At 61.7% G+C, this 17,060-nt stretch carries 15 protein-coding genes; 8 read left to right on the plus strand and 7 right to left on the minus strand.

Translation table 11 applies throughout. The features are described 5' to 3' along the window. Window positions 1–103: 103 nt before the first annotated feature. From Q4577_RS01020 to Q4577_RS01040, 5 genes are all read left to right on the plus strand, one after another. Entirely contained in the window at window positions 104–1,306 is a 1,203-nt protein-coding gene (locus Q4577_RS01020; RefSeq protein ID WP_303467106.1) for an endonuclease/exonuclease/phosphatase family protein, read from the plus strand. 21 nt (window positions 1,307–1,327) lie between these two features. Beyond that, window positions 1,328–2,116, plus strand: coding sequence for a 3-oxoadipate enol-lactonase (gene pcaD, locus Q4577_RS01025; protein WP_303467103.1), 789 nt, complete (start codon window positions 1,328–1,330; stop codon window positions 2,114–2,116). Then, entirely contained in the window at window positions 2,109–2,816 is a 708-nt protein-coding gene (locus tag Q4577_RS01030) for an alpha/beta fold hydrolase (RefSeq protein ID WP_303467101.1), read from the plus strand. The genes pcaD and Q4577_RS01030 overlap by 8 nt, the downstream gene beginning before the upstream one ends. A gap of 96 nt (window positions 2,817–2,912) precedes the next feature. After that, window positions 2,913–4,001: a zinc-binding dehydrogenase gene (locus tag Q4577_RS01035; RefSeq protein ID WP_303467100.1), complete on the plus strand. Its 1,089-nt coding sequence runs from the start codon at window positions 2,913–2,915 to the stop codon at window positions 3,999–4,001. A 79-nt stretch (window positions 4,002–4,080) separates the two neighbouring features. Next, the gene (locus tag Q4577_RS01040; RefSeq protein ID WP_303467098.1) at window positions 4,081–5,310 is read left to right on the plus strand and encodes a mandelate racemase/muconate lactonizing enzyme family protein; all 1,230 of its coding nucleotides are present in this window, start codon (window positions 4,081–4,083) and stop codon (window positions 5,308–5,310) included. A 38-nt stretch (window positions 5,311–5,348) separates the two neighbouring features. On the opposite strand, the gene Q4577_RS01045 is transcribed toward Q4577_RS01040, so the two are convergent. Both Q4577_RS01045 and Q4577_RS01050 read right to left on the minus strand, forming a co-directional pair. Further along, window positions 5,349–6,608 (minus strand): DUF1963 domain-containing protein, encoded by a 1,260-nt coding sequence (locus Q4577_RS01045; RefSeq protein ID WP_303467096.1) that lies wholly within the window; start codon window positions 6,606–6,608, stop codon window positions 5,349–5,351. Window positions 6,609–6,850: 242 nt separating this feature from the next. Continuing rightward, window positions 6,851–7,663: an ImuA family protein gene (locus tag Q4577_RS01050; RefSeq protein WP_303467094.1), complete on the minus strand. Its 813-nt coding sequence runs from the start codon at window positions 7,661–7,663 to the stop codon at window positions 6,851–6,853. Window positions 7,664–7,792: 129 nt separating this feature from the next. Between Q4577_RS01050 and Q4577_RS01055 the strand changes: the two genes are divergently transcribed. Beyond that, the gene (locus Q4577_RS01055; RefSeq protein ID WP_244685898.1) at window positions 7,793–8,836 is read left to right on the plus strand and encodes an aldo/keto reductase; all 1,044 of its coding nucleotides are present in this window, start codon (window positions 7,793–7,795) and stop codon (window positions 8,834–8,836) included. A 265-nt stretch (window positions 8,837–9,101) separates the two neighbouring features. Next, a complete protein-coding gene (locus tag Q4577_RS01060) occupies window positions 9,102–9,677 on the plus strand; it encodes a thermonuclease family protein (RefSeq protein ID WP_336623638.1) in 576 nt (191 codons plus the stop codon). 129 nt (window positions 9,678–9,806) lie between these two features. Here Q4577_RS01060 and scpA read toward each other — a convergent pair whose 3' ends face one another. Then, window positions 9,807–11,936: a methylmalonyl-CoA mutase gene (gene scpA / locus Q4577_RS01065; protein ID WP_303467088.1), complete on the minus strand. Its 2,130-nt coding sequence runs from the start codon at window positions 11,934–11,936 to the stop codon at window positions 9,807–9,809. A gap of 144 nt (window positions 11,937–12,080) precedes the next feature. Between scpA and Q4577_RS01070 the strand changes: the two genes are divergently transcribed. Next, window positions 12,081–12,608: a DUF4174 domain-containing protein gene (locus Q4577_RS01070; protein WP_303467086.1), complete on the plus strand. Its 528-nt coding sequence runs from the start codon at window positions 12,081–12,083 to the stop codon at window positions 12,606–12,608. A gap of 187 nt (window positions 12,609–12,795) precedes the next feature. On the opposite strand, the gene Q4577_RS01075 is transcribed toward Q4577_RS01070, so the two are convergent. The 4 genes from Q4577_RS01075 to Q4577_RS01090 form a co-directional block, all read right to left on the minus strand. Continuing rightward, a complete protein-coding gene (locus Q4577_RS01075) occupies window positions 12,796–13,644 on the minus strand; it encodes a hypothetical protein (protein WP_303467083.1) in 849 nt (282 codons plus the stop codon). 7 nt (window positions 13,645–13,651) lie between these two features. Beyond that, window positions 13,652–15,697: an acetyl/propionyl/methylcrotonyl-CoA carboxylase subunit alpha gene (locus tag Q4577_RS01080; protein WP_303467081.1), complete on the minus strand. Its 2,046-nt coding sequence runs from the start codon at window positions 15,695–15,697 to the stop codon at window positions 13,652–13,654. Window positions 15,698–16,310: 613 nt separating this feature from the next. Beyond that, window positions 16,311–16,670 (minus strand): hypothetical protein, encoded by a 360-nt coding sequence (locus tag Q4577_RS01085; protein WP_303467079.1) that lies wholly within the window; start codon window positions 16,668–16,670, stop codon window positions 16,311–16,313. Between the two features lie 81 nt (window positions 16,671–16,751). Beyond that, window positions 16,752–16,895 (minus strand): hypothetical protein, encoded by a 144-nt coding sequence (locus tag Q4577_RS01090; protein ID WP_244685915.1) that lies wholly within the window; start codon window positions 16,893–16,895, stop codon window positions 16,752–16,754. Between the last annotated feature and the right edge of the window lie 165 nt (window positions 16,896–17,060).

Raw genomic sequence — 17,060 nt, forward strand, 5'->3', positions numbered from 1 at the left:
ATGCGGTCCTGCGCCGCCGGGAATTCCCCGCCGATGCGGGATCGTCCTTGCATGGGGCGGGCCGCAATGTTTCCCTGACTGCAACAGCCGCAGGAGCGTCGCCATGACAGATTTCACCATTGCCTCTTTCAATGTCAAAAACCTGATCGGACCGGACAAGGAATATTACAAGTTCCAGACCTACACCCCCGAGGAATACGCCTGGAAGAAGGATTGGCTGGCCGATCAGATCCTTACCATGGATGCGGATATCATCGGATTTCAGGAAATCTTCGAAGAAGATGCGCTGAGCGATGTGATCAACGAGGCCGATCAGCGTGGCGAGGCGTTGAATGCAGCCGCCATTCCCGACCGCTCCAAACGCTACCATAAAAAGGCGATTTTCCGCAAATTGGCCTACCGGTCGTATGACAATGCCGCGCTGGCCTTTGCGCCGAATTTTGCCGACCAGCATCAGCCCGGAAAACGGCGTCCCGGTCTGGCGATCCTGTCGCGGTTTGGCTTTGTTGGGGATCCCGAGATGATACAGGATCTGGAGGAACCGCTGACCATTCCGTTTCAGCCCCTGCGGGGCCTGGACGCCGAAGACAGTGGTCAATTTACCCTGCATCGCCTGTCGCGTCCCGTCCTTCTGGCGCGGGTGCCGGTGGGGGATCAGGTGATCACGGTCATCAACTGTCACCTGAAATCCAAGCTTGGGGAATATCTGACACCGGCGGGGGCGGAATTTGCGCCCGAGCAGGACCTGTCACATTACGACCCGCTGGGCCGTGCGCTGGGCAGCCTGCGGGCGGCGCTGCGCCGCATGGCCGAGGCCTGGGTGCTGCGACGCTTGATCGTGGGCGAGCTGGAGCAGGGCAATCCGGTGATGGTCCTGGGCGATTTCAACGACGGTGAACATGCGGTCAGCTCGGAAATCATCGCAGGCGAAGTGCCGTTCAAGAATTATTCCTGGATGCTGCGCCACGATGCCAAGACCCCGAACGACCGCTATTCCCGCGAGGAAAACCTGCAAATCACCGAAGCGGTAGACCGCCTGCGGCTGCATTCGGCAGAGAAACTCTTTGTGCGCAAATCCCTGCGCGACATGGTCTATACTGCCGCCTTTGGCGGCAATTTCGAATCCATCGACCAGATCTATCTGTCGCGGCATTTCCACCCGGATTTTGCCGGGCGCGTCGGCCAGATGGAATATTTCAGCGTGTTGAATGATCATCTGACCGATGGCAGCCACCCAGAGGCGCCATATAACAAACTGGCCTCGGATCACGGCCAGATCATCGCGCATATGCGTCTGAACGACTGACGCGCAAAGAGGGGGCACAGTATGGCCTTTGCAGAGATAAACGGATGCGGGTTGCATTACCGCGAAGACGGGGACCCCGACGGCGCGGCGCTGGTCTTTGGCAACTCGCTGGGTTGTGATTTGCGGATCTGGGATGATGTGGTGGCGCAATTGCCGCCGGGGCTGCGGATCTTGCGCTATGACATGCGCGGGCATGGCTTGTCGGAGTGTCCGCCGGGGCCCTATGGCATGGGCACATTGGTGCGCGATGCCGAGGGGCTGATGGATCATCTCGGTCTGCGCGATGCTGTTTTCGTCGGCTTGTCGCTGGGCGGCATGGTGGCGCAGGGATTGGCGGTCAAGCGGCTGGATTTGGTGCGCGGGCTGGTTCTGGCCTGTACTGCGGCCAAGGTCGGCACCGCAGCACAATGGCAGGATCGGATTGCGACGGTTCAGGGCGACGGCATTGCCGCGCTTCTAGATGCTACGATGGAGCGTTGGTTCACCGCCGGATTTCGCGCCACGCCCGACATTGGCCAGTGGCGCAATATGGTCGCGCGGCAACCGGCCGAGGGCTATGCCGCATGTTGTGCTGCGATTTCCGGTACTGATTTCTATACTCCGACCGCCAGCCTGCGCTTGCCCTGTCTGGGCATCGCCGCCAGCGAAGATCGCGCCACGCCGCCGGATCTGGTGCGCGAAACCATTGCGTTGATCCCCGGTGCGCGGTTTGAATTGCTGCGCCGGGCGGGGCATTTGGCCTGTATCGAACAGCCAGAGGCCTTTGGCGGATTGGTCAACGCATTCCTGCGGGATATCGGCCATGTCTGACATCCTGTTGATTCATGGCTCCTGCCACGGGGCCTGGGCCTGGGATACGGTCCTGCCGGAACTGGCGGCCCTGGGGCATGATGCGCGGGCGATTGACCTGCCGGGGGCCGGGGCCGATCCGACGCCACATTCCGCGATCACCTTGGCGCAGTATACCGATGCAATCCTGGCGGCGCTGGGCGCGCATACCGTGGTGGTCGGCCATTCCGCAGCAGGTTACCCGATCACCGCCGCCGCGGAACGCGCCCCGGAAAAGATCGCGAAGCTGATCTATCTTTGCGCGTATGTGCCAGAGCAAGGGCGGTCGATGCTGGACCTGCGGCGGGATGTGCCGTCGCAACCGGCCCAGCGTCCCTTTGCCAAATCGGACGACGGGCTGAGCTATGTCGCTCTGCCTGCGGCGGTGCCGTTGTTTTACAGCGATTGCCCGCCGGATCTGGCCCGGCGTGCGGCGGCGCAACTCTGTCCGCAACCAATCGCGCCACAGGCCGAGGTGCTGAAGCTGAGTGAAAGCTCACATCACTTGCCGCGCCATTATATCCGCTGTACCAAGGACCAGACGATTCCGCCGCAGCATCAGGCCGCGATGGTGGCGGACTGGCCCGCGCAGCATGTGCATGCGCTTGATACCGGGCACTCGCCGTTTATTTCAGCGCCAAGGCAATTGGCCGATTTGATTGACCGGCTCTGTTCCGCCTGATCTGCTTGACCAAACGTCGCTTTGCACCGGCGTGGCAATTCGGTGCTGGTAACATGGGGGCGCATTTGCTTGTCTGGCTGAAAACCGGAGGGTGACATGCAAAAGATCAAAGCAGCCGTGCAGCGGACCTTTGGCGCGGCGATGCAGATCGAGGATCTGATGTTGCGCGCGCCCGGCGCGGGCGAAATCACGGTGACGCTGGATGCGGTGGCGATTTGTCATTCCGACATCACCTTTGCCGAGGGCGGCTGGGGCGGGGCGCTTCCGGCTGTCTACGGGCATGAAGCGGCGGGCCGGGTCACGGCGCTGGGCGCGGGTGTGACCAGCGTGGATCTGGGGGATTTTGTGGTTGTCACGCTGATCAAACCCTGTGGCACCTGCGCCAATTGCGGCGCGGGACGGCAGACGATCTGTGACAGCCAGGCAGAGGCAGAGCCGAAACTGTTTGACGTCGATGGCACGCCGGTTGCCGCCGCCATGAATTGCGGTGCATTCGCCGAGCAGGTTGTGGTGGATCAGGCTCAGGTGGTGAAGCTGCCCGCCACAATGCCCGCCGAGAGCGCGGCGCTCTTGGCCTGTGGCGTGATCACCGGCGTTGGTGCGGTGGTCAATGCCGGGGCGTTGCGCGCAGGCGAGGACGTCGTGGTGATCGGTACCGGCGGCGTCGGGCTGAACGCCATTCAGGGCGCGCGGATTGCCGGTGCACGCCGGATCGTGGCGGTGGATATGAGCGCGCAAAAGCTGGACATGGCGCGGGATTTTGGTGCCACACATGGGGTGCTGGCAACCGGCGCGCATCCCTGGAAAGACGCAAAAGCCGCCCTTGGCGGGCGCGGTGCGGATGTGGTGGCCGTGACCGTCGGGCTTACTTCAGCCTATGACGACGCGCCGCGATACCTTGGCTGGGGCGGGCGGATGGTGATGATCGGCATGCCGCATACCGGGGCCATGGCGCAATATGAACCCTCGGTCAGCGCCTATATGGGCACCGCGATGGTGGGGTCGAAAATGGGGGATGTGGTGATTGCGCGCGATATTCCCTGGATGGCCGATCTTTATGCACAGGGGCGGTTGCAACTGGATGAGCTGATTTCCGGGCGGTATCGTCTGGACCAGATCAACGACGCGATTGCCGATACCCGGACTGGCGCGGCGCGGCGCAATGTGATCCTGTTTGGGTCATGACGCGCGGCCCTGTTGACCTGGGCCGGAACGCGGCTCCTCATGCCCTTGCGGGCATTCTTCGCCATCAGGAGGGTTTGGCATGAAACTGGCCGATCTTGAAGTCATCGTCACCGCCCCCCCGGCGCCGGGCTGGGGCGGGCGGTATTGGATATTGGTCAAGCTGACCACCGATACCGGCATTACCGGTTGGGGCGAATGTTATGCGACCTCGGTCGGGCCGGTGGCGATGACAGCGGTGATCCATGACGTGTTTGACCGGCATATGGCCGGCGACAGCCCGGAAAACGTCGAGCGGATGTTTCGCCGCGCCTTTTCCAGCGGGTTTACCCAGCGCCCGGATCTGACCGTCATGGGGGCGTTTTCCGGGTTGGAGATCGCGTGTTGGGATATTGTCGGCAAGGCGCGGGACCGGCCTGTCTGGGCGCTTTTGGGGGGGATGATGAATGAACGGCTGCGGGCCTATTCCTATCTCTATCCCTTGCCGCATCATCCGCTGCCGGATTTCTGGACCTCGCCGGAAATGGCCGCCGAAAGCGCGGCGGATCTGGTGGCGCGCGGCTATACGGCGGTGAAATTCGACCCCGCCGGACCCTATACCATGCGCGGCGGCCATATGCCGGCGCTCAGCGATATTTCCATGTCGATGGCGTTTTGCGAGATGGTACGCGATGCGGTGGGGGACCGGGCCGATTTGTTGTTCGGTACCCATGGTCAATTCACCACCGCGGGCGCGATCCGGTTGGGGCAGGCGATCGAAGCCTATCAACCGCTGTGGTACGAAGAGCCGATCCCGCCCGACAATCTGCATGAGTTTCGCAAGCTGGCCGAGGCGCTGCGCATTCCAATTGCCACCGGGGAACGGCTGACAACGCGGGTGGAATTCGGGGCTGTGTTGCAATCGGGCGGCGCAAGCATTCTGCAACCGGCATTGGGGCGGTCGGGCGGGATTTGGGAAACCCGCAAAATCGCGGCCATGGCCGAGCATTTCAATGCACAGATCGCACCGCATCTGTATGCCGGGCCGGTGGAATGGGCCGCCAATATCCATCTGGCGGCCACCATCCCGAATCTGTTGATGATCGAGACCATCGAAACCGATTTCCACCGCGATCTGATCCGGGGCAGTCTTGGTGTCGAGGCGGGATTTGTCACGCCGCCGACCGCGCCGGGACTGGGGATCGAGGTGGACGAAGCCCTTGCACGGGCCCATCCCTATCACGGGGATGGCCTGCATCTTGAGATGCAGGAGGCGCCCTGTGACTATGTCAATGGCAATGCTTTCGCGGGCGGGGCGCCGGTCAAGGGGTGACCGCGCGCCTTGCTGTGGTCGCCAATGCGCGGCGCAGCTTATGCCGGATCAACGTCATCCTGCCACAGCACCTGGCCCTTGGTGAAATCACCCTGGGCCAGTGCGGCGAGCGGCAGGCAGAAATCCAATGCCTCTGCCCCCCAATCCCAACCGGTCAACAGGTTCGACGGCAGGCGCAGCAATGTCGCCAATTCGCCCTGTGTCGTGGCATGAAGCGCCCCGGCTGAACAGGTTGCGCCATGGGCCAATTGCGCCACATCCGCGGACCAGAACGCGCGGGCGGCCGGTGGCATCATATCGGGGGCCTGTGCGACGGCAGCACGGGCAAGGTTCGCCAGTTCCTGCTGCCAGTCTTCGGCCCAGCGGCTGCGCGGTGTGCCGCGTGGCGCCCATGCCGATTTGGTGGCGGGCACGTTGCGCTGGTAGATACGGATCGGGGTGTCGGGCATACCTTCCTGCGCGAGGTCCGGGGCTGCTTCGGTCTGGAACAGCGGCAATTTCACATGTTCAAGCGCCGCACAGATCAGGGCCAGCGCCTCAGGCGGGAGGTGGTCACCCGCATGTTCCAGTTTGCGCTCCAGCCGGACGAGGATCGCGCGGGCGGTGTCGACATCGGCCGCACCGCTGAGCAGGATGGCGGGGTTGGCAATCCGGCGCTGGCCGGTGGCCACGACCTTGGGTTTGGCGCGCAGGATATTGCCCCAGATGCCATTTGCGCCGGGTTGCTCGGGTTCGGGCGCTGGCGCCGGGGTTTTCTGGTCGTCCTGCAACTTGGTCAGAAAGGCGTCGCTTTCGTCCAGAACCCGGTGCAGTGCCGCGATCAGCGACCGCACCGTCGCCAGATCAATTGGCTGACAGCCCGGATGGGCCAGGTCGAACCCCGTCGGGGCGGCGATTGTGACCGGCGGCTGTGGCATGGGGCCAATCTGCAAGTCCCAGCGCGGAGCTTGCGCGGCGCTTTGCCAACGCAATATGGTGTCCAGCGGCGGGGTGGCGGTGTCGCCAAACGCCGGGCTGTGGATCAGGATCGGCGCGCCGTCGTGGGTCAGAAATACCCGCAACCAGCCGCTTTGCGGGCCATATCCGCGCCATGTTTCTTTGGGCAGTCGGGACAGGTTGATCTGGGCGAGGAAACCGGCCGGGATGCCGCCGGCCATCGGCCAGTCGAGGTCATCGGGCAGGGTGGGACGTCCGCCGATCCAGCCCGCCGGTGTTGCCGTTTGTTGATGCGTGCTGCCGGTTGCGACCGGGTGCAGCCAGGTTACATCATCTTGTGGGGCATGGGCGCGCTGTGCCATCGTCGTCTCCTTTTGTTGATTTTTGTTTGATCAGTCGAATTTGTGGAAAATGCGGCATTAGCGCGGCATTCAGGCGGTTTGCGGCGCAGGTCGGATGTATTTTCGTGGGTTTTGATCAAAGTGTTTGATCTGGTGCGTGCCGCCATCTTTGGCGGTGTTTTTAGCGCTATCACCGGTCGGGTGCGTCTTGAGACGTTGATCCCGGTGGGGTGACCGGGGCAGGGTCGCCTGCCAACGGTGGGTCAGCGGCGGTTTGACCTGCCATTTGCCGCGGTCGGCGCAAAGGCCGGCGGGGGTGCCGACACAGAACTCGGCGCAGAGCCCGCGCATGTATCAGGGGCCTGCGTGTCAGGGGCCTGCGTATCAGGGGGGATCTTGTCAGGGGGGAGCCTGTCGGGGGCGGAAACAGAGAGCAGCTCTGGCCCGTCTGCACCTTGTTGTACCCGCCAGCTGCGGACCGGTGCGGTGCGGGCCCGCAGCCGGGTCAACCGCCAGCCGGGCGTTTCGGGGGTATGGGCCGGGGTCAGCGACCAGCGGGTTTCCACCCCCGGTGCCCCGCCAGATACGCCCCCCGCTGCGCTTTCGGATGTTGCGCCCGATTGTCCGGGTGTCAGCAGAAGCCCCAGCGGCTTGCCGCCCAATGCCTCTGCCCCGGCTTCGGCCGCCAGATGCATGCGCCGCACCTGAGTCAGGCTGGGAAAGCCCGGCAGATCACCCACCACCAGCGGCACCGCCCCCGACCGCAGCACTTCCTCCAGCGTCCACAGGATGTCCTCGGCACGTTTCGGGCGGACAAACAAAAACCGCTCCGGTGCGCAGATCTGTGCCAGACCGGTGGCAAAGAGATCATCACGTTCCCATGGGGGGGAAACCCAGATCACCGGGCCGGGACCGGAGCGTTGCACCGCATCTGCGATCCAGACCGCCAGGGTGCGCCGGGCCAGCCCACAGATTTCATGCACCCGCATCTGCGCCAGCGATATGTCCCCCATGACCGTAAGGGCCGGGCGGCTTTTGTGCGGCGCGCGCGTCAGAAGGGCGTGATGGCGACTCATGACCACATAATATATGTTCGCTAAATGTTCTCAAGCGTGACGGCGCGCAAGCCTGGGGAAATTTCCGGGGTTTATCTTTTGCCAGCGCACGTTAGGGTCCACAAAATTGAAAAAACGGAGGCGGATGCCATGAAGATGAACCCACTCGGCCAGACGGGAATGACCGTGTCGGAATATTGCCTCGGCACAATGACATTCGGCACCCAGACGTCCCCCGACGTGGCCCATGCCCAGATTGATCGGGCGCTGGACGCAGGGATCACATTTGTCGACACCGCCGAAATGTACCCGGTCAACCCGGTCCGCGCCGAAACCGTGGGCCGGACCGAGGAAATCATCGGGGACTGGATTGCCCGCACCGGGCGGCGCAGTGACATGATTTTGGCCACCAAACATTCCGGCGAAGGCCAGCCTCATGTCCGCAACGGGGCGCCAATTACGTCAAAGACAATTTCTGGTGAAATTGACGAAGCGCTGGCGCGGCTGAAAACCGACTACATTGACCTTTATCAGTTTCACTGGCCCAACCGCGGTTCGTTTATGTTCCGCAAGAACTGGACATTCGATCCCACATCACAGGATCGCGCGGCGATCATGGACGACATGGAAGACTGTCTTGGGGCGCTGCAAAAAGAGATGGAACGCGGCCGCATCCGCGCTTTTGGTCTGTCGAACGAAACGGCCTGGGGCACCACGCAATGGATCGAAGCCGCCAAACGGGTTGGCGGGCCGCGCGTGGCCTCTCTGCAGAACGAATATTCCTTGATGTGCCGGTTGGCGGACACCGATTTGGCGGAAATGTGCTGGAATGAAAATGTCGGCCTGTTGCCCTATTCGCCGCTGGCCTGTGGGTATCTGACCGGCAAATACAGCGGTGGCGCCGTGCCCGAAGGATCGCGCATGTCGATCAATGCCGAGATGGGCGGACGGGTGGGGCCATTGTCGTTGGCGGCGGCAGATGCCTATGTTGCCCTGGCGCGGGACTATGACCTTGATCCGGTGCATATGGCCCTGGCCTGGAGCGCACAGCGCCCCTTTGTGGCGTCGTCGATCTTTGGGGCCACAACCCTCGCGCAATTGGACCACCTGTTGGGGGCAATTGACCTTGAGTTGAGCGAAGAGCTTCTGACAGCGATTGATACGCTGCATCGCGCCCACCCGATGCCCTATTAATCCCGCCGCGAACGGACGATCGCGCCATCTGGGCGCTGCTGGGGGGAGCTGAGTGCTGTTGCGGCGCGGATACAATCAAGCAGGGTTTGATTAACCTTTCTTAACAAATCGGCTTGTGTGACCGGGGTGCCGGTCACACATTAACGAAATGTTAAGAATTTGTTCCCGACTCGTTCCAGCTGCCGCTGCTGCCCTGATCTGCGCTTGCGCCGGGCTGGCCACCGCTGTTGCGGCAGCCCCGGCTGAGGTTTCCGGGACCGCGCGGGTGATTGATGGCGACACTTTGGATGTCGCCGACCGTCGTATTCGGCTGTTCGGGATTGATGCGGTGGAAAAGGATCAAACCTGCCGCCACCCGGTTGATGGCGATTGGCCTTGCGGGCGCGAAGTGACCCGACAGGTGGCTGTCTGGTTGGATGGAAAGACACTGCACTGTGTGCCCCAATCCGTGGATCGCTATGGTCGCCAGGTCGCAATATGCACCCTGGATGGCCAGGATGTCGGGCGTGCACTGGTCCGGGCCGGATTGGCCTTTGCCTACAAGAAATATTCCACGCTTTACGCCTCTGACGAACGTCGCGCCCTGGCGGCGGGGCGGGGGCTCTGGACCTCGGTTGTGGTCCGCCCCGATACCCATCGTGCCGCGGCCCGCCCAGAACCCCAGATCGCCCCAAAAGGATGCCAGATCAAAGGCAATATCGCATCAGATGGCACGCGGATCTATCATATGCCGGGGCAGGCATTTTACGCCAACACACGGATTTCCCCCAAAAAAGGGGAGCATTGGTTCTGTACCGAGGCCGCCGCCCGCAAAGCCGGATGGCGGCGGGCAAGGCGCTGAGGCACCGCTCTTCAAGCCGCTGCGGGCTTTCTTCGCGGATATTGATCCGGCCTTGATCTTCTTCTCTGCAAAAATACGCCCGCCGGAGGCTCCTGACCTTGCGGTCAGCGCTCCGGCAGAGGTTTTCCCTTAGCTGCGCGCCTCTCGGATCAGACGCAGGATATCCTGGGCTGCGGTGGGGATATTGGTGCCGGGGCCAAAGATCGCCTTGACCCCCGCCGATTTCAGGAAATCGTAATCCTGCTGCGGGATCACGCCGCCGCAGATCACGATGATGTCGCCCGCGTCATTGGCCTTCAGCGCCGCGATCAATTGCGGCGCCAATGTCTTGTGACCTGCCGCTTGCGACGAAATTCCGACCACATGCACATCGTTGTCGATGGCGTCCTGGGCCGCTTCGTCCGGGGTCTGGAACAGCGGGCCAACGTCGACGTCAAAGCCAATATCGGCAAATGCGGTGGCAATCACCTTGGCCCCGCGGTCGTGCCCGTCCTGGCCCATTTTCACCACCAGCATGCGGGGGCGGCGGCCTTCTTCCTCGGCGAAATCCTCGACCGATTTCTGGATCGCGGCAAAGCCTTCGTCGCCTTCATAAGCCGCGCCATAGACCCCCGCGAGCGTTTTGACCTCGGCGCGATGCCGTCCGAATTCCTTTTCCATCGCCATGCTGATTTCTCCTACGCTGGCACGTGCGCGCGCGGCCTCGACCGCAGCTTCCAACAGGTTGCCGCCCTCTTTGGCGCGTCGGGAAAGCTCTGCGAGCGCCGCATCACAACCCGCTTGATCCCGTTCGCTGCGAATACGTTCCAGGCGCGCAATCTGACTTTCGCGCACCGCCACGTTGTCGACGTCGAGAATGTCGATCGGGTCTTCTTTGTCCTTGCGGTATTTGTTGACGCCGACGATCACCTCGTCGCCTTTGTCGATCATCGCCTGACGGGTGGCGGCACTTTCCTCGATCCGCAGCTTGGGCATACCGGATGCTACGGCTTTGGTCATGCCGCCCATTTCCTCGACCTCTTCAATCAAGGCCCAGGCCTTGTCAGCCAGTTCCGCTGTCAGGCTTTCGACGTAATACGATCCAGCCAGCGGATCGACCACGTTGGTCACGCCTGTCTCTTCCTGTAAGATCAGCTGTGTATTGCGCGCGATCCGGGCCGAGAAATCGGTGGGAAGGGCAATGGCTTCGTCCAGCGCGTTGGTGTGCAGCGATTGCGTGCCGCCCAGCACTGCTGACATCGCCTCATAGGCGGTGCGAATGACGTTGTTGTAGGGGTCTTGCTCTTGCAGTGACACACCCGAGGTCTGACAGTGTGTGCGCAGCATTTTCGAGCGGTCATTCTTGGCGCCGAACTCCGTCATGATGCGGTGCCACAGCAGGCGCGCGGCGCGCAGTTTCGCGGCCTCCATGAAGAAGTTCATGCCGATGGCAAAGAAGAACGACAACCGGCCTGCGAATTTGTCGACGTCCATGCCCGCATCAATCGCGGCACGCACATATTCGCGGCCATCGGCCAGCGTATAGGCCAACTCTTGCACCAGGTTCGCCCCGGCCTCTTGCATGTGATAGCCGGAGATCGAGATCGAGTTGAATTTCGGCATGCCCTCAGAGGTGTATTCGATAATGTCCGAGATGATGCGCATCGACGGTTCGGGCGGATAGATATAGGTGTTGCGGACCATGAATTCCTTCAGAATGTCGTTCTGAATGGTGCCCGCCAGCAGTGCCTTGTCGTGGCCCTGTTCCTCACCCGCGACAATGAAACTGGCCAGGATCGGGATCACCGCGCCGTTCATTGTCATCGACACCGACACCTTGTCCAGCGGGATGCCGTCGAACAGGATCTTCATGTCCTCAACCGAATCGATGGCCACGCCGGCCTTGCCGACATCGCCCACGACACGCGGGTGGTCGCTGTCATATCCCCGGTGGGTGGCCAGATCGAAGGCCACCGAAACCCCCTGTTGCCCGGCCGCCAGGTTGCGGCGGTAAAAAGCGTTGGATTCTTCCGCTGTCGAGAAGCCGGCATATTGCCGGATGGTCCAGGGGCGACCGGCATACATCGTGGCCTTTGGTCCGCGCGTGAAGGGCGCAAACCCCGGCAGGCTGTTCATATGCGGCAGGTCTGCGGTGTCTTCGGCGGTATAGAGCGGGCTGACCGGAATGCCCTCAAGCGTGTTCCAGGTCAGGTCCTCCAGCGGGCGGCCGCGCAGTTCCTTTTCGGCCAGCGCTTTCCAGTCATCCTTGGTACGGGTCATGGGGTGTCCTTTCATATTCGGGGCAGGGTGTGATGCGGGGCGCATGCCGCGCGCCTGCGAATTGGGTTGCTTTGGCGGGTGTTCACGCCATTCTCGGTCGCAATTGCCTGACCAGCACCTATATGCTGGGTACAAGGAGGACCCATGGCCCAGATGTACCGCGTTCTGATCGTTGTTTTGGCCTTTGGCCTGTCACCTGCCTTTGCGCAGGAGGGAATGGCCGTGGCCCAGCGGGCCGATGATGTCACCGCAGCCCCCGTTGACGAAGGCCCCGAAGAGGACCCGCAAGGGACCGAAGAGGGCGTTGCGGTGGAAGACAGCGTAATCCAACCTGCCGGTTTGCATGAGTTGGATGAATACCTCTGGCTCAAACGTCCCTTGGTGGTGTTTGCCGACGGGCCAAACGATCCCCGGTTCACCCAACAGATGGATCTGCTGAATGAACGGCTGGAAGATCTGGCCATTCGCGATGTCGTTGTGCTGACCGATATTGATCCAACTGTGCTCAGCCCGTTGCGCGAAAAACTGCGTCCGCGTGGTTTCATGCTGGTGTTGATCGGCAAGGACGGCAGCGTATATCTGCGCAAACCCTTCCCTTGGTCGGTGCGCGAAGTCACCCGATCCATCGACAAGATGCCCCTGCGCCAACAAGAGATCCGCGATCGCCGGTAGGGGCGGGGCTTATTGAAATGGCAAGGGTTTTGCCCTATATACAAGGTAGGCCCACAGCCGTGGACCGCATCCATATGCAACAAGGAGTAAGGGCCATGAGCAAGATTTATGAACCCAAACTGCCGAAACGCGACCCCGAAGCGCCGATCAGCGGCGATTTCTGAACGTTTCCTTTCCGTTGGGCGAATCATTCGTCGCCCTCCGGCTGAATGCTTTCATTGAATCCCGATCTCTTGAAGGCGCGTGCCTTCTCTTCCGGTAGCCCAAGCGCCACGTTTATGGCGATTTGTGCTGCCATGCCCCAGCGCAGGGTAACAATGCGCCGCCGGGTCAGCTCCTGATGAATCGCAATGCGCCGACTTGGCGCCAGATTGCGAAAATCCTCGCCCCGCATATCCTCGATCAAGGACCGCAGGTCTTCGTATTCCGTGTAAAATCGCAGGACCGGGCGGATGGTGGCCGGCGACAAAAGCGAAATTGAGTCCGACACCGCGTTGAACACGATCGGCGGGCTTTCCGAGGTCGAAAACGGCAGATAGGCATTCGGCCCAAGGCCCGAGGTGGCCATCTTCTGTTGGACGATCTTGGCATTGGCATGGATCGCCTGATTGTCGATCTTGCTCAGGATATTATAGGTCTCGCTTTGCAGCGCCGTCAGCGTATCGCGCCGCCGGTCGGCCCGATCACCGCCCCGGCGTTCCTCTTGCAGCACATAGGTGGTCATCCACCCCGCCACGATGATCAGGCCGGCCAGGATCGCCTGGCGCAGCCGCACGTCAAGCGCCGTTTCCGAAACCACCCAGATCATCGGCAGCAGGATGGCCAGCACCACCGGCAGCAACACCACCAACCCGCGCCGCAACAGCCGCAGAAGATCGCGTTCCCTGCGCAGGCGATAGGCGGCCAAAAGCGCCACCAGCGCCAGAAAGACCGCCGCCAGCCCCGCCATGCGGTCGGCCAGGACAACGCCGGTGGTGGCGAAGCTCAGGCCCAGCCACACCGCCAGAAAGGTTGCTATCCAGCCCAGCGCCACCATGTCGGGATCATTCGAACTCCATGATCACTTCGTCCACCGCCAGGCTGTCGCCGGCGCCGGCATTGATCTTGGACACCACGGCGGTTTTTTCGGCGCGCAGGATGTTTTCCATCTTCATCGCCTCGATCGTGCAGAGCGCCTGACCTTCCTGCACCTCTTGGCCGACTTCGACATCCAGTTTCACCACCAGACCCGGCATCGGGCAGAGCAGCAGCTTTGATGTATCTGGCGGCAGCTTTTCCGGCATCAGCGCGGCCAATTCGGCCTGACGGCGCGAACGGACATGCACCTTCATATCGCCACCGCGGCTGCGGATGCGGAAACCATGGGTGATCTTGTCGACCTTCAGCACCAGCGGCGCGCCATCGACCGTCATTTCGGCCAGCGTATCACCGGGCGTCCAATGGCCCTCGATCCGCAGGCTGGGGCCGTCCTCAAACGCCACCGAAGCGCCGTTCTGATCGGGGTCGATCACCACGTTGTACGTGGTGCCCTGCAAGGTGACACAGGCCTTGTTGTCGACGCGGCGTTCGTGATTGTCCAACCGGCCCGACACCCGCGTGCGCCGGATTTCCGCCACCCGGTTCATCGCAGCACAGGTTGCCGCAATCCGGCGCAGGGCCGCGTCGTCCAGTTCCACCCCGGCAAAGCCATCGGGATATTCCTCGGCGATGAAAGCGGTTGTCATATTGCCCGAGGCGAATTTTTCATGATCCATCACCGCAGACAGGAAGGGGATGTTGTGGCCAATGCCCTCAACCTCAAAACTGTCCAGCGCGACGCGCATCGCTTCAATCGCTTCGGCCCGTGTCGGTGCCCAGGTACAGAGCTTGGCGATCATCGGGTCGTAATACATGCTGATTTCACCGCCCTCAAAGACGCCGGTGTCATTGCGCACCGCAACCGGACCTTCGGGCGCATCCCCCTGCCATTTGTCATTGGCCAGAAGCGGGCCGGCCGCGACCTCGATCGGCGGGCGATAGCGGGTCAAACGGCCAATCGACGGCAGGAAATTGCGATAGGGGTCTTCGGCATAGAGGCGGCTTTCCACCGCCCAGCCGGTCAGCGTCACGTCATCCTGCGTGATCGACAGCGGCTCGCCCGCCGCAACCCGGATCATCTGTTCCACCAGATCAACGCCGGTGATCAGCTCGGTCACCGGATGTTCCACCTGCAAGCGGGTGTTCATTTCCAGGAAATAGAAATTCTTGTCGCCATCGACGATGAATTCCACCGTGCCCGCGCTGGCATAGCCCACCGCCTTGGCCAGAGCGACAGATTGCTCGCCCATCGCCTTGCGGGTGGCTTCGTCCAGGAAGGGCGAGGGCGCCTCTTCGATGACTTTCTGGTTGCGGCGCTGGATCGAACACTCCCGTTCGCCTAGATAGACCGCATTGCCATGGCCATCGGCCAGCACCTGAATTTCAATGTGGCGCGGTTGCGTCACGAATTTTTCGATAAAGATCCGATCGTCGCCAAAGCTGTTGGCGGCTTCGTTCTTGGAGGATTGAAAGCCTTCGCGCGCCTCGTCGTCGTTCCAGGCGATGCGCATGCCCTTGCCACCGCCGCCGGCCGATGCCTTGATCATCACCGGATAGCCGACCTGATTGGAAATCTTGACCGCGTCTTCGGCGTCTTCGATCAGGCCCATGTAACCGGGAACGGTGCTGACATTCGCCTCTTGGGCGATTTTCTTTGAGGTGATCTTGTCACCCATCGATTCAATCGCGCCCACCGGCGGGCCAATGAATGCGACACCGGCGGCCTCCAGCGCCTCGGCAAACTTCGGGTTTTCCGACAGGAAACCATACCCGGGATGGACCGCTTCGGCGCCCGAGGCCTTGATCGCCTCCATCACCTTGTCAATCACGATATACGACTGATTGGCGGGCGGCGGGCCGATGTGGATCGCCTCATCTGCCATTTTGACGTGCAGCGCATGTTTGTCGGCGTCGGAATAGATCGCCACTGTCTTGATGCCCATCTTGCGGGCGGATTTGATGACACGACAGGCGATTTCGCCCCGATTGGCGATCAGGATCTTGTTGAACATATGCTGTCCTTCCGGGTCTTGATAGGCACGACAAAGCGGCCCCAGCGCGCTGGGCGCACCGGGAACCGTTTCAGGTGTGTGAGAGAATACGGAGCTACCGTGTCAGCGGTGCCACCATCGAATGCCCCGAACGCGACGGCATCTCTGCCTTGCCATGTTGCGGGACGGCGACCGGTGTGGCCACCAAAACCATGATCAAACAATTCTGTTTGGCTGCTCTCGCTCTTTGCCTCTTTTGACCGAGGATTGACAAATCGAAGCATAGCGCAGGATTGACGTTGGGTAACACTATGCCGTTTCGAACAATTGCAGGGTGAGGCCGATTGGCGACACTCGCGCAGGTGTCCGGCGCTGTGACGCGGCGACACGCCGGCAACATCGGTCGAACGCGGGGCGCGGGAAAAAGACGCGGGCGGTCGCGAAGGGGAAACGCAGACCCGCCCGCAGGTCAAAGGGTAACGGTGAATTGCAGGCATGAACTGAACCACCTGCCGCACTCGTATATCCGTGACATTGCGATGCCGCGTCGCGCCTGCCAAGCGGGCCGGGCGATTGCGCGCTATATCGGCAATGGCCCGCGCGTTTGGCGGCAGGACAGGCAGGTTCGCGCTCATCACCGCGGCCCACCGTTTTCAAACGCTTCGGGAAAGGCGCGCCGCGCCGCCGCTTCGTCGATGATCAGCAGCGCCTCATAGCTTTGGGCATCAAACGGATCATCATGGGCCAGGACCTCGCGGCCAAAAAGCCAGCTCAGCCGTCCGGCATCAAGGTTGCCGCGTTCAAAGGGTTCGTCGCCAAAATGTTCCCAAAGCGCGGCCATGAACCATTGGTCGGCGCGCCGATCCGGTGCACGCCGGTCGCGAAACCGCTCGCGCCGGATAATGGGTGTTGCGCCCTTGGGGTTGGGGCGGCGAACGATGAATTGGAAATCTGTGCCCGGAAGCCGACCGGGAAATCCGCGATGTTTGATCATGCCACGCACCCCCGCAACATCGGGCGGCCGTTGGGGACGGGCGAATTCGGAGCAGGCCCAAAGGCCTGCCCCGGGGTCGGTTTATTTGTATTTGCCGGTGTACACTGGCTCGATCGAAATCGGCTCAGGGTCAACAACGACATATTCTTCTTGCTGTTGCTGTGCGCATGCAGCGACGGCGGCAAAAAGGCCAAATGCTGCGATGAGCTTGATGCTCTTGGACATTGGTTTCTCCTGTCAGTCACAACGGCACGATTCCGGGCGCAATGCCCGGCCCCGTCCCGATACAAAGGTAAGGCCACTTGGGTGTAACCCGCCTTAACTTTAGCGGATAAGCCTATTGAAATATACGGTATTTCGTCTTGTTCACAGCGCTGTGGCGCGAAAGCC

Origin of the sequence: Marinovum sp. 2_MG-2023, from assembly GCF_030548265.1 — a bacterium.
Classification (GTDB): domain Bacteria; phylum Pseudomonadota; class Alphaproteobacteria; order Rhodobacterales; family Rhodobacteraceae; genus Marinovum.